Below are 13,564 nucleotides of genomic sequence, written 5' to 3' on the forward strand. Positions count from 1 at the left end.
ACGCCATGGCGCCATGCAGCCACACACAGTCACCAGCGGCTTGGCCCGCTGCACGCTACCGCTGCCATGTCCTGTGCATTTTCCTGCTCCTGCTGCAACTGGCCGCGCGCGACGGACGGGCCGATACCGGCGACATACTGGTGCGCGTGATTGTCGAAGGCGGATGCACCATCGTCGATTCCGGCGAACTCAACTTTGGCGTGCTCAATCCCGCCAGCGGCAACCCGGCAACGGCGACAGGCACAGTGAGCTATTGGTGTGCGAAAGGCACGCCATATACCATTCAGCTTGGCAACGGCGAGAACTATGATGCTGGCAAAGGCCTGCGGCAAATGATGCAGGAAGGAGGCAGCGGCACGCTTCCCTACGCCTTGCAGGAACCGCCTGGCAATCCTTACATCGGCAACGGACCGACGCCGCCAGACACCTTCCAGATGGTCGCCACGGTCCGCGCAGAAGATGTCAGGAACGCAGCTGCAGCGGCTTACCGCGACAATCTGGTAATTACCATCGAACCATAATCCATCGTCAAGACAGGGGGTATCGTGCATAAAAAAATGAGGGCCGCAACGGCCGGGATTGTTGGCTTGCTGATCTCCTGCGCTGGGCCGGGCATGGCGGCGAACATGAGTGTGACGCCGCTGCGGCTGGACCTGGCGGCAAATAAATCCGCGGTTGTCACTATCAGCAACGACAGCGACAACACACTTGACCTGGCCGTCAATGCGATGACCTGGACGCAAGACGAGACCGCGGCCGATCAACATCAGAAAACCGATGCGCTGGCGTTTTATCCCGCGGCGTTCAGCCTGGCGCCGCATGCGAAACGCAGCATCCGGGTCAGCGCCAAGCCTGGCGCACCGCGGCCAGCCGTCGAAGCCGCCTACCGTCTCTACATCACCGAGTTGCCGCCGGCGCAGCACGCGCAGCATGGCGAAGCCATCCAGCTGGAAGTGCGTTTCGGCCTGCCGGTTTTCATACGCCAAGACAATGCCGCGCCAGCGCTCAGCGCCGTAGCGGTCACTGGCAGTCCCGGCACGGTGGATGTCAAGCTGAAAAACACGGGCAGCGCACACGCGCGCATCGAAACCATCCGCTCCAAGCCGGAAGGCATCGATGAGAACCAATTCAAGCAGTGGTATCTGTTGCCCGCCGCGGAGCGTACTTACCGCCTCCAGGTGACGCCCGCCTTGTGCCAGGCAAGCGATCGCAAGGTCACGCTGCAGGTACGCGCCGACAGCCGCGTTATCCCGGTCGGCATCGCCCTGCCCGTCGAGACATGCAGCGGCAAATAGCTGGCCGCGGCAGACAGATGAGTGAGGATGGCCACGGGACATGCCGCCGCAATGGCAAGATATGACTTCACAATGGCAAGCAGCGTGCTGCTCGCAGCTTGCATTTCTCACTCGATCCCCGCCGCCAGTTGGGCTGCCTCCGCCACGCCCAAAACCGGCGAGCCGACGGTCTGGCTGGTCGACATCAACGGCCGTCCCGACATTGAAGTCTTTGCCCGCACCAACGGCAAGCTGGTGTATCTGCCCCAGGCGCTATTGCAGGAGGCCGGCATCGTCACGCAAGCGCCCTTCCCCGCCTTGCTGCCTTTCGACGATGGCATGTATTTCCTGCCGGATCAGATTGAGGGGGCGAAAGTCAACGCCGACTTCGATCAGCAAAAATATCACTTGCATGTGCCGCCAGAACGGCTCAAGGCGCAAACCATTGATCTTTCGCCGGCAAAGATATTGCCGCTGTCGCCAGAACCGCCATGGTCGGCCTATTTCGACTACAGCTACAGCGAGACCCGCGCCCGCGGCAATCTCGCGCGTCAAGGCAGCCTGTCGTCGCATCTGCGGCTGTTCGGCTGGTCGCTTTATGACGATCACGTTTTCCAGAACAGCGGCAGCGGTTTTCTCAAGCAGCGCATACAAACCGCGGCCTTTCATGACTGGCCGGCGCAAGCGTTGCGGCTGTCGCTCGGCGACAACACCATCGATACGGCGGAACTGGGGCGCGCCACCCCATTTTTCGGCCTGCGCCTGCAACGCAATTACAATCTTCAGCCGGGTTTCATCAGCGACCAGACGGCCACCTTGTCCGGCGTCGCCGCAACTCCGTCGACAGCTGACATCTATATGGACGGAGTGTTGACCGCCACCACGAACCTGGGCGCGGGACCATTCAATTTACAGAATCTGCGCGATTACGGCGGCTTGCGCAACATCCAGGTTGTCGTGCGCGACGCCTCAGGCGCACAGAAAACCTATTCCTTGCCGTTTTATTTCACGAACAATTTGCTGCGCAAGGGGATCGACGATTTCGACATCGGTACCGGCCAGCAGCGCCAGGGCTACGGTTCCGGCAGCTACGGCGGGTTGGCGGCGAGCGGCCAGTATCGCTACGGATTGAGCGACGATATGACCGTCGGCTTGCGCGGCAATTCCGTGCCGGGCGACCAGCGGCTATCGCCATTGCTGACAGCGCGGCTGGGGACGGTCGCCGTTGCGACATTGATCGCGGCCACGCGCTGGCATGACGGGCAGCGTTACTCCGCCCAGGAACTGAATCTCAGCGCACAACAACGCGGAACCACCCTGCGTGCCCAATGGCGCGCCACCTCGAACGGCTTTGACGATGCTCCGCCAGCATCGCCTGGCGTCCAGCTGCTGCCGGATATTCGCGCGCACGACGCGCTGTCGCTGGGCTGGGACCAGAATTTAGGAGCGCTAGGCTACTTCTCTACGGTAGCGACGCGCCGCTGGCGCTTTGACGGCAAGATGGAAGCCGACGCCTCGATCTCCTGGTCGCACAAACTCCCGGGGCGCGGCACCTTGCAAGTCGGCGCGCTGACCACCTTTGGCGACACCACGCGGCAGCGCTCCTTGTTCATCTCGGCCAGCTTTGCACTCGGCGAACGCTCTTATATCAACGGCGGCCTCCGAAAAAACCAGGACAGCCCGCCGCAGTACTATCTGCAGGCGGCGCAGAATATCGCCTCCGACGGCGGTTTCGGCTATCGCTTGTACGGCAGCGAGCAGGCCGGCAACAAAGACCAAGAAGCCGAATTCAACTGGCAGGCCAAGTGGCTGGAACTGAGCGGCAGCGCGCGCAGCGCCAACACCGGCTCTACCAGCTACGAAGCCCAGCGGCTGCAGGTCTCCGGGGCGCTGGCGACGGTCGGGGGAGAAATCCGCGCGGCGCCATTCATACGTGAAGCGTTTGCGGTTGCCTCGGTGGGATATCCCGATGTCCGGGTCTATCGCTCTGGCCAGATGATCGGGCGCACGGATGCTGGCGGATCGATCCTGATCCCCCAATTGGCGCCCTATGCGGACACCACGATCGCAATCGAAGCGGACGACCTGCCGCTGGATGTCGATTTGCTCGCGCCGCAGCTGGAAGCCGTGCCCGCCGATGGCGCTGGGCTATTGCTGAAGTTTGCATTGCCGAAAATTGCCGCCATGAGCGGCAATTTACGCAGAACCGATGGCCCGGTGAAAAATCGCAGCATTGAAATCACCGGCCCGGACGGCAAGACAAGCATGTCCCGCACCGGCAGCGACGGCTTCTTTGAACTCGACGGCATTCGCGCCGGCAGTTATCGCTTGCGTGTCGCCGGCAGCTGCCACGCCACCGTGGCGGTGCCGCCAGACGCGCCCGCGATATTCCAGACGGGAGACGTGCATTGTGAAGATGAATGATGCCTGCGCCAAAAGATCGCCATGCCTGCATCTGCCGTTTGCCTTGCTGGCCGCACTGGCGTTGCATCTCAGCGCCTTGCCGATGGCGCACGCGCAATTGAGCGGCGGCGCGGTGCCGCTCGGATCAGGGCCGTCATTAGCGATTCCCCAGCCCAAGGCAAGAAACGGGCGCGCGGCCAATGCCAATCAGGCGCCGGCGATTGCCGGCGCCTGCACGCTGATAATCAATAATTTTACGTTTGGCAGGTATGTATCCGGCCAGGCCACGTCGCTGAATGGCTCATGGGGCATGACGGTCAATTGCGACAGTTTCCAGACCATTACGGCCACCGTCACTCCCAGCAACGGAACCGGAAACTATTTCCTGCGCCTGATGAACCAGGTCGGCGGCGACGATACGCTCGGCTACCAGCTGTATACAGACTGGAACCATACGACGATCTGGGGCGACGGCACACAGGCGACCTCGCCTATCACAAACTCTGGCGCAGGGGTTGTGGTGCTGGACGTGTTTGGCAAGGTTGGCGCCAGCCAGAATATACGGCCGGGCAGCTACGAAGAAAGCATCGTCGTTACAGTGGAGCCATGACAGCGTCGTCCAGAATGCGGTCGCGTCCAAAATGCGCAAGCACGAAATCGATGAACGATTTCAGCTTCGGCGTCATCTTGCGGTTCGAGGCCACCACCAGGTGCATCGGCCGGTGCTGCAGTTCGTAATCAGCCAGCAGGCGCTGCAGCCGTCCGGCCGCCACCTCGTCGCGCAGCAGGGCTTCCGGCTGCATGATGATGCCGATGCCTTGCAAGGCGGCGGTGCGCAAGGCGAGGCCGTTATTCGCGCGGAAATTGCCGTGCACCTCGATCTCATGCTGTACGCCGCCAAGGGAAAACTGCCACAGGTTATAGCGGCTGCCATGGACGAAGCTGAGGCAATTGTGTTCAAGCAGCTGCTGCGGCGTTTGCGGCGCGCCATGCCGCGCCAGGTAATCCGGCGAAGCGCAAACCATGGCCCGATACGGTTGCAAAGGCCGCGCGATCAGGCTCGAATCCGGCAAGGGGCCGATCCGCAGCCCGACCTCGAAACCCTCTTCGACCAGGTCGACCACGCGGTCGTTCAGGGACAGGTCCAGTTCAACGTCGGGATAACGCTCCAGGTATTCTCGTATCACCGCGGTCAGCATCAAGCCGCCGAACGTTGCCGGCGCGGTCACCCGCAGCACGCCGCGCGGCAGCAGCTGCATTTGCTTGACCGAGGCGTCGGCCGCCTCGATTTCCAGCAGCGCCTGCTTGCAGCGCTCGAAATACAGCTGGCCGATCTCGGTCAGGCTCTGACGCCGCGTGGTGCGGTTGAGCAGCCGCACCCCAAGCTGCTCCTCCAGCTGGCGCACATGCTTGCCGACCATGGTGGGCGAAATCCCCGCTTCCTCGGCGGCGGCGGAAAATCCGCCCTTCTCTACCACGCGGACGAAAATCTGCATGCTGGTCAATCTATCCATGATTTGCCGTCCGCCCTCAATTAAACACCACCAGTTACAAGTGATAGGAATAATAAGGTATTTATCCACCAATGAGAAGCAATCATAATCGGTCCCTGATCTCACCTACTCACCTACTCACCTACTCACCTACTTACCTACTTACCTACTTACCTATTAAGGAGCGCAACATGAAAATAGCGGTTATCGGTGCCACAGGCACAGTCGGCAAGGCAGTCGTCCAGCAGTTGGCGGCGCGCCACGACATCATCGAAGTCGGCAACAGCAGCGGCCAGTACCAGGTCGACATCACCGACATTCACAGCGTCGAACGCCTGTTCGAACAGATCGGCAAGGTCGACGCCATCGTCTCGACCGCCGGCAAACTGCATTTCGGCCCGCTGCAGGAATTGACCCCGGAAAAATTCCAGGTCGGACTGCGCGACAAGCTGATGGGCCAGATCAACCTGGCGCTGGTGGCCCAGCACCACCTCAACGACGGCGGCTCGATCACCCTCACCAGCGGCATCCTGAGCCACGAACCAATCCTGCAAGGGGTCAACGCCAGCACGGTCAACGCCGCGCTCGACGGTTTCGTGCGCGCCGCCGCCATCGAACTCAAGCGCGGCATCCGTATCAACATCGTCAGCCCGACCGTGCTGCAGGAATCGCTGGCCAGCTATGGTCCGTTCTTCTACGGCTTTGAAGCAGCACCGGCGAGCCGCGTGGCGCTGGCTTACAGCCGCAGCGTCGAAGGCGCGCAGACCGGCCAGGTTTACCGGGTCTGGTAATTCACCTCCGCCTCAGGGTAAGCTGCATCATCGCTGTCAGCGACTTTGTCAAAAGATGTCAGGATTTTGTCAAGATGATGCAGTAAGATTGGCTGCACAATAAGGGCTCGTTAGGAATAAGTTAAGCGCAGCCAATCCTTCCCTTTCAAGAGGCCTGACATGGTGAATGTAGTAAAGCGCATCCAGGAGTACAACGCCGGCCGCGATCCGCAGCGCCTGCAACTCAAATACAAGAATATCCGCAACGATCCCTTCACTTTCCTGCGCGGCACCTGCCATCTGTTCTATGAACGCCTGCCATACAGCGGCTTGATGCGAAGCGCGCCGCTGGCGTGGATCTGCGGCGACATGCATCTGGAAAACTTCGGCAGCTACAAGGGCGACAACCGCCTGGCCTACTTCGACATGAACGATTTCGACGAGGCTGTGCTGGCGCCGGCGAGCTGGGAACTGGTCCGGTTCCTGACCAGCGTGCTGATTGCGGCCGACGGTTCCTCCGCCAGTCCTGCCGATACGCGCCTGCTGTGCCGCAGCTTTATCGACGCCTATGCCAATGCACTGAGCCTGGGCAAGCCGCGCTGGGTAGAACGCGACACCGCCACCGGCATGGTGGGCGACCTGCTGAACGGCCTGCGCGGCCGCCAGCGCTCGGTTTATCTCGATAGCCGCAGCCTGCGCAAGGGCAAGCAGCGGGTACTGCGGGCGGACGGCAAGAAAGCGCTGCCGGTATCCGACAAGCAGCGCGCCAAAGTCACCAGGTTCATGCAGAAATTCGCCAGCAAACAACCCAATCCGGCGTTCTACAAGGTGCTGGACGTGGCGCGCCGCATCGCCGGCACCGGCAGCCTGGGCGTCGACCGCTATGTGATCCTGGTCGAGGGCAAGGGTTCTCCCAACGGCAACTACCTGCTGGACCTGAAGCAGGCGCTGCCTTCTTCATTGACGCCCTACCTGAAGGTGGCGCAGCCCAAATGGAAGAGCGAGGCGCAGCGCGTAGTAGCCCTGCAACGTCGCTGCCAGGCGGTTTCCATGGCCTTCCTGCAGCCGGTCATGCTGGGCAAGACCTCGTATGTGCTGCGCGGCCTGCAACCCAGCGAAGACCGGGTAGCGCTGAAGCAGCCGCGTCACAGCACCGCCGAAATCCAGCAAGTCATGACTGTCATGGGCGACATCGTCGCCTGGGCGCAGCTGCGCAGCGCCGGCCGCCAGGGCTCGGCGATCGCCGACGAGCTGATCGCCTTCGGCCAGGGCAAGAAGTGGAAAAAGCAATTGCTGGACGCTGCCCAGAATTGCGCGGCGCAGGTGCGCAAGGATTGGCAGACCTATTGCAAGGCTTATGACGCCGGCGCCTTTGATTTGTAACCGCGGCAATCGGCAATCCCTCGGCCGCTCGCCGCGGAAAGACTAAATGCTTGCGGTGCTGTCCTATTATCAAGTAATTCAAGGTATGATTCTGATCGCTGCATCCAGTACGCAGACCAGAAAAACATCCAGGAGCAATTGCCGCACCTGCCCGGATATCTGCGCAAAACCCCTTGAGAACAATAGTGATACAGCAACACACACAGAAACAAATCGTGGTGATCGGCGGCGGCGTGATGGGAGTCTGCAGCGCCTACTTCCTCGCCGAAGCCGGGCATCAGGTCGCCGTAGTCGAACAACGCAGCAATGTAGCCGAGCAGTCGACGCTGGGCAATTCCGGCATCTTGTCGGCCGGTTCGGCCCTGCCCTGGTCCGCGCCCGGCATGCGCAAGAAAATCCTGGCAGGCATGTTCAATCAGGAAGCCGCCAACGTCCTCAACGCCCGTTTCAGCCCTTCCTTGTGGCGCTGGATGCGGCGCTGGATGGCGGAATCCGAGATCCAGCGCTTCCGCTCCCATACCCACCAGATGCAGCGCCTGGCGTCCTATAGCCAGGATTTGCTCGATCAGATACAGCAGCACTTCCAGCTCGATTTCGAGCAAAGCCCGGGCATGCTGCGCCTGTTCCGCAGCGAAGCCGAACTGGCGGCACTGCAGCCCACGCGTGAGCTGCTGGGCGAATGCGGAGTTGCCCACCAGTTGCTGGACCAGGACGCGGTGCGGGCGCTGGAGCCGGCCCTGGCCGGCGCCGGCAGGCTGGCCGGCGGCCTGCATTTTCCAGATCTCGGTTCCGGCAACTGCACCCTGTTCACCAAACAGCTGAAAGCCATCCTGCAAGGACTGGGAGTGCAGTTCCATTTCGACAGCACGGTCACCGCCATCGATCCGCAAGGCGCCCGGGTAGGCCTGCACATAGGCGGCGAAGTCTTGAACGCCGATGCCGTGGTGTGCGCCGCCGGCAGCGCCAGCGCGCAGCTGCTGCGGCCGCTGGGACTGCGCTTGCCGCTGCACGCGATCAAGACCTATACCGCCACCGCCAGCGTCAAGAACTATGAAGTGGCGCCGCAGATGGCGGTGCTGGACGACAGCTACAAGATCACCATGGCGCGCATCGGCGCCCGCATGCGCCTGGCCGGGATCGCCGAATTCGGCGCCAAGGACATGGCGTTCGACGACAAGGCCCTGCGCACCTTGCTAAAAGTGGCGCACGACTGGTTCCCCGACGCCGCCAATTTCAACAGCGCCAGCTTCTGGTGCGGCCACACGCCGATGCTGGCCGACGAAGTGCCCCTGATCGGACCGACCGGCGCCAGCAATGTGTTCGTCAACATCGCCCACGGCGGTTCCGGCTGGAGCATGGCCCTGGGCGCCGCCAAGGTCCTGGCCGACCAGGTCTCCGGCCGCGTGCCGGAAGTGGACCTGGACGGCCTGACCGTTGCGCGTTACCGTTAAAAAACGCCGCGGCGGATGACCGGCTGGGGCAGCCAGGATCAGAGTTTTTTTACGGCCGGCCGTATCGTCGTAAAATGACTCTGTCCCCACTGAATGGACAAGGTCCCAAAATGAGCGCCATCTACTCCATCGCCGACATCCGGAAAATCGAGCAGGCCGCCTTGCGCAACCTGCCCTCCTATACCCTGATGCGACGCGCCGGCCAGGCTGCCGCCGAAGCCGCCCTGCGCCTGCTCCCCTGTCCGCCTCACAGCGCCGCGATCCTGGTGCTGGCCGGTCCCGGCAACAATGGCGGCGACGCCATGGAAGCGGCAGCCGGCCTGGCCGAGGCCGGCGCCGAAGTGCTGGTTTTGCTGACAGCCCCGCCCTCGCAATTGCCGCCCGATGCCTCCCAGGCGCTGGTCCGCGCCCAGCAGCAAGGCGTGCACCTGATGCCGCCCGAACAGTTTGCCGACATTGACGGCGCGCAATGGACGCTGGTCATCGACGGCTTGTTCGGCATCGGCCTCAGCCGCCCGCTCGACGGCGACTGGCGCAGCCTGGTGCAGGCGGTGAACGCCATGCCCTGCCCGCTGCTGGCGCTGGATGTGCCGAGCGGCCTGGATGCCGATACCGGCGCCGTGCTCGGCGGCGCCAGCGGCATCGCCGTCGCCGCCAGCCACACCATCACCTTCATCGCCGACAAAGCCGGCCTGCATACCGGCGACGGTCCCGATTATGCCGGCAGCGTCGAACTGGCGACGCTGGAGATTGCAGAGCAGCACCTGCCTGCGCCGGGCATGTGGCTGAATCACCCGGATCTGTTCAGCGACTACTTGCTGCCGCGCAGGCGCAATTCGCACAAGGGCAGTTTCGGCAACGTCGCCGTGATCGGCGGCGCCCCCGGCATGGCCGGCGCGCCGATCCTGGCAGCGCGCACCGCCGTCAAATGCGGCGCCGGCCGTGTGTTTGTCGGCTTTGCGGACAATCCGCCGGCATATGACAGCATGCAGCCGGAACTGATGTGCCGCCACGCCGACGATCTGGATTTTTCCGCCGCCGTGCTGGTGCTCGGCCCTGGCTTGGGCATGGCCGACAGCGCGCAGGCCTTGCTGACGCGCGCCCTGGATGCGCTCAGCTGGCTGGTGCTGGACGCCGACGCCCTCAATCTGCTGGCGCGCCAGCCGCAATTGCAGATCCGGGCAGCGCAGCGCCAGCACGCCATGCTGATAACGCCGCATCCGCTGGAAGCCGCGCGCCTGCTCGGCCTCAGCACCAGCGAAATCCAGGCCGACCGGGTGACGGCAGCGCGCAAGCTGGCTTGCCGCTTCAATGCGGTCGTAGTGCTGAAGGGCGCCGGCAGCATCATCGCCCGCGCCGATGGTGCTGTAGTGGTCAACGCCACCGGCAATCCGGCGCTGGCTACCGCCGGCAGCGGCGATGTCTTGTCCGGCATCTGCGGCGCCCTGCTGGCGCAAGGCTGGCCGCAATGGGAAACGGCGCTGGCGGCAGCCTGGCTGCACGGCCGCGCCGCCGATCAGCTGGTTGCGCAAGGTATAGGGCCGATCGGCCTGACCGCCGGCGAGCTGATTCCGGAAGTCCGGCTGTTGCTGAACCAGCTGGTGCAGGACCGCTGACAGCCAGGCGTTATTGCGATTTTTTGCTCCGGCGGACTGCGCCGAAATGGCGTGACAGGTAGAGCCCCAGGATCACGAAGCCGGCCAAGAACATGGCCGATCCAAGGTTGAAGCCAACCGTTAGCGGATAAGCCGCATGCAAAAGAGCGCCGGCCACGAGATTGGCCAACCCCCACAGGAAATTCACGGTCGGCGACGAATCGCCCACTCCGCGCGGCTTGGCGAACGGCGTAGGAAAAAGCTCGCCGCGCAAACCGCAGGACAAATGCGGGATGCAATTGCACAGAAACGCGCCGGCGAAAAAAGTCGCCACGTATTGCAGAAAATTCATATCGATCCGGAGTTAAATTAACAGAGCATTTGCAACGCGGCTGGCTTTGTTAGCGCCCCCAAGGCACCACCGCCACTCCCATCAGCTGGCGATGGAAAGTCATCACCAGCAGCGCCAGCAGCAGTCCCGACACCACCGCGATCACATCGTACTTCAGCGCCGGCTCAAACGGTTTGTAGCTGTCGCGCCTGAGCACCGAAATCAAATCGATCACGACAAAAGCCAGGAACGCGGAAAACAGAATGGTCGCTTTTTCGTGGCCGTTGGCCAGCAGATGCACCAGCGCCCAGATGCCTACCCCCAGCAGCATGGGATGCTTGACCCAGGCGCGGATGTGGCCTTTCATGTTCGCCGCCGCCAGCAGGATGAAACTGATCGCCATGGCCAGCGGAGCGCCATGCCTCGCGCCAACGAACGAGTTGAAAAAACGTGGTTCGGCCGGCGCCTTGGCGTAGCCGACGATGATCAGGATCAGCCCAAGCGCAGCCAGGATGGCGAACATGGCTTTGTAGCGGTTTTCACCCAGCGATTGCTGCAGGCCGGCTTTCAGAGGCGGTAAGGTGGGAATCAGGTGGAGGCCGATGAAGAGCAGCAGGCCGAGAATTAAAATTTCCAAATCACTCTCCTTGAAGACAAGCTATCGACGGGAGCTGCAATGAAAAATCCCTCCCCGCGTCGCCGCCGGGAGGGATTCATTATATGAGAAATGTGCTTTTTTAGTGGGCCAGGATTTCCTTGGCCAGCTCGCCGCCGCCATAGACCTTTTCCAGGGTTTCCAGGATCGCTCCGCTATGCACCGCCACCGAGCGGTTGTAGCGCGGGTCGTACCAGAAGGCGCCGCCCAGCGAGTGGATATTGCCGTCGAAAATCAGGCCGACGATTTCGCCGTTGCGATTGATCATCGGGCTGCCGGAATTGCCGCCGATGATGTCGTTGGTGGTCGCCAGGTTATAGCGTTGCGCCAGGTTCAGCTTGCTCTTGGCGGCATGCCAGGAATCCGGCAAGGCGAACGGATCGGCGCCGGTATCGCGGGCAAAGGCGCCGCCGATGGTGGTGAACGGCGGAATCTGCTTGTCGCCTTCTTTCCAGCCCTTCACTTCACCGTACGACAAGCGCAGGGTAAAAGTCGCATCCGGATAGACGCTGGTGCCTTGCTGGGCAAAACGGGCCTGGGCGATCAGTTCCGAATTCTTTTGCTGAACCGATTCCACTTCCTTTTCATAACGGCTGCGGATCGCGCGCGCGGCCGGGTCCAGCGCCAGCTCCATCTTGATGAACGGATCGTCGGATTTCAGGATCGCTTCCTTGCCGCCCTGCCACAAGGCCTTGCGCACGGCCGGGTCGCCCAGCCGGGTGTTGTCGATCAAGGCAGCGCTGAGCTGATCCGGCGATTGCTTGCCCAGCACCTGCTTGACGAAAGCGTCGTCGGTACCAAGGATTTCACGCATCTTGGTGAAGGAAAGTCCGAGCGTCACTTTTTCGAAATCAGGATAAACCGGGGCCGTGGAAAACAGTTCCTGCTCTACTTCCGGCAGCTTGGCGTCGGCATATTCCGGCAGCCGTTCGCCGTTCGGCTTGGCGCGTTCTTCCGCGCCGCGCACCAGGTCGCGCGCGTAGCTGAAGTATTTGCTGCTGAAGCCGCGGCCGCCTTCGATCATGCCGTAAGGCGCTTCGATCTGGCGATAGGCTTGCTGGGACGCGGTAATCGCATCCCAGGCGCCGCCAACCTTGGCTTGCAGCGCCGGCGTCTGCGCCACGAATGTACGCAAGGCGGTTTCATCGTCCTGCTTCTGCTGCATCAGCACCGGGTCTTGCAAGGCGCTCAGGCGGCCGCGCAGGGCCTTATAGCCGTTTTCCACGCCGAACAGCATCTGTCCTGCATTGCGCGCTGCTTCCGGGCTGCTCTTGCTGTACTGTTCCAGCACGCCGCGCAATTCGGACAAGCGGATCAGCGCGTTGACCAGGGTCAGGTCGCGCATGGTGGTCAGTTGCGAGACGGTCAGCTGGCGCTGGGTCGAACCCGGCTGGCCGGTGACGAACACCATTTCGCCCTCTTGCGCACCGTCTTTGCTGAACGGGAAATAGTTCTCGATCTTGGCGGGCTTGCCGTCTTCATAGGCGCGCAGCAAAGTGATGTCGAGGTCGTAGCGCGGGAAATTGAAGTTGTCCGGGTCGCCGCCGAAGAACGCGGCAGCCTTTTCCGGCGCCCACACCAGGCGCGTGTCCTGGAAGCGGTGGTATTTATACACCTGGTACTGGCCGCCGTGATACAGGTCGACGACGTCGCAACGGACGGTTTCCTTGTCGCTGCCGACGCAGGCCGATGTCAGCCTGGCCTTGACGGCATTCTGCGCGTTCTTGAAGGCGGCGCCGTCCAGCCCCGCGGTGGCTTTCTTGACCTCGCTGGTGACGTCGGTGATCTGCTCCAGACGGTTCAGTTCGATTTCCGGGCAGCTCAGTTCCTGCTCGCGGTTCTTGGCCAGGAAGCCGTCCTTGATCAGGTTCTTTTTAGCCGTCGACATCTGATCCAGGCATTCAGATGCGCAGTGATGATTGGTCATCACCAGCCCGTCTTTCGAAACAAAGGATGCCGAACAGCCGCCGGCAATCCGTGCCGACCCCAGCATGGTGCGCTTGATCCACGCGTCGCTCGGGGTGAATCCGTACTCGGCCTGCATCTTCGCCTTCGGCAAATTGTCCAAGGTCCACATCCCCTCCGCCGCCATGCTCATGCCTGGCACCAGCAGTACCGCAAAAAACCAATGAATTCGCATCGTCTTCCTAACATTAAATAATTTTTAGGAGTGAGACATTACCACACAGAAATGAGAATCGTCACCCGG

Annotated in this window: 12 protein-coding genes; 8 read left to right on the forward strand and 4 right to left on the reverse strand. The window is 62.1% G+C overall.

Going from position 1 to position 13,564, the window contains the following annotated elements:
* Nucleotides 1–5 precede the first annotated feature (5 nt).
* The 4 genes from KHU30_RS05235 (at nt 6) to KHU30_RS05250 (ending at nt 4,287) form a co-directional block, all read left to right on the forward strand.
* On the forward strand, nt 6–521 hold the full coding sequence (locus KHU30_RS05235; protein ID WP_211441540.1) for a Csu type fimbrial protein: 516 nt from the start codon (nt 6–8) through the stop codon (nt 519–521).
* Nucleotides 522–626: 105 nt separating this feature from the next.
* Nucleotides 627–1,295, forward strand: coding sequence for a fimbrial biogenesis chaperone (locus KHU30_RS05240; protein ID WP_211441541.1), 669 nt, complete (start codon nt 627–629; stop codon nt 1,293–1,295).
* An 84-nt stretch (nt 1,296–1,379) separates the two neighbouring features.
* A complete protein-coding gene (locus tag KHU30_RS05245) occupies nt 1,380–3,698 on the forward strand; it encodes a fimbria/pilus outer membrane usher protein (protein ID WP_211441542.1) in 2,319 nt (772 codons plus the stop codon).
* Nucleotides 3,691–4,287 carry a Csu type fimbrial protein gene (locus tag KHU30_RS05250; protein WP_230427270.1) on the forward strand — a complete coding sequence of 199 codons (597 nt, stop codon included), beginning with the start codon at nt 3,691–3,693 and terminating at the stop codon, nt 4,285–4,287. The genes KHU30_RS05245 and KHU30_RS05250 overlap by 8 nt, the downstream gene beginning before the upstream one ends.
* Here KHU30_RS05250 and KHU30_RS05255 read toward each other — a convergent pair.
* Nucleotides 4,271–5,191 (reverse strand): LysR family transcriptional regulator, encoded by a 921-nt coding sequence (locus tag KHU30_RS05255; RefSeq protein WP_211441544.1) that lies wholly within the window; start codon nt 5,189–5,191, stop codon nt 4,271–4,273. The genes KHU30_RS05250 and KHU30_RS05255 overlap by 17 nt on opposite strands.
* 170 nt (nt 5,192–5,361) lie before the next feature.
* Between KHU30_RS05255 and KHU30_RS05260 the strand changes: the two genes are divergently transcribed.
* From KHU30_RS05260 to KHU30_RS05275, 4 genes are all read left to right on the forward strand, one after another.
* Complete coding sequence (locus tag KHU30_RS05260; RefSeq protein WP_211441545.1) at nt 5,362–5,961, forward strand: short chain dehydrogenase; 600 nt, start codon at nt 5,362–5,364, stop codon at nt 5,959–5,961.
* A 159-nt stretch (nt 5,962–6,120) separates the two neighbouring features.
* Complete coding sequence (locus KHU30_RS05265) at nt 6,121–7,323, forward strand: DUF2252 domain-containing protein (protein WP_211441546.1); 1,203 nt, start codon at nt 6,121–6,123, stop codon at nt 7,321–7,323.
* 185 nt (nt 7,324–7,508) lie between these two features.
* Complete coding sequence (locus KHU30_RS05270) at nt 7,509–8,774, forward strand: D-amino acid dehydrogenase (RefSeq protein WP_329956632.1); 1,266 nt, start codon at nt 7,509–7,511, stop codon at nt 8,772–8,774.
* A gap of 110 nt (nt 8,775–8,884) precedes the next feature.
* Entirely contained in the window at nt 8,885–10,390 is a 1,506-nt protein-coding gene (locus tag KHU30_RS05275) for an NAD(P)H-hydrate dehydratase (RefSeq protein ID WP_211441548.1), read from the forward strand.
* A gap of 10 nt (nt 10,391–10,400) precedes the next feature.
* Here KHU30_RS05275 and KHU30_RS05280 read toward each other — a convergent pair whose 3' ends face one another.
* From KHU30_RS05280 to KHU30_RS05290, 3 genes are all read right to left on the reverse strand, one after another.
* Nucleotides 10,401–10,712 (reverse strand): hypothetical protein, encoded by a 312-nt coding sequence (locus tag KHU30_RS05280; protein ID WP_407928040.1) that lies wholly within the window; start codon nt 10,710–10,712, stop codon nt 10,401–10,403.
* A gap of 58 nt (nt 10,713–10,770) precedes the next feature.
* A complete protein-coding gene (locus KHU30_RS05285; protein ID WP_211441550.1) occupies nt 10,771–11,337 on the reverse strand; it encodes an NnrU family protein in 567 nt (188 codons plus the stop codon).
* Nucleotides 11,338–11,437: 100 nt separating this feature from the next.
* Nucleotides 11,438–13,495, reverse strand: coding sequence for a S46 family peptidase (locus KHU30_RS05290; RefSeq protein WP_211441551.1), 2,058 nt, complete (start codon nt 13,493–13,495; stop codon nt 11,438–11,440).
* Between the last annotated feature and the right edge of the window lie 69 nt (nt 13,496–13,564).

Source organism: Collimonas humicola, assembly GCF_018304945.1.
GTDB lineage: Bacteria > Pseudomonadota > Gammaproteobacteria > Burkholderiales > Burkholderiaceae_D > Collimonas > Collimonas humicola.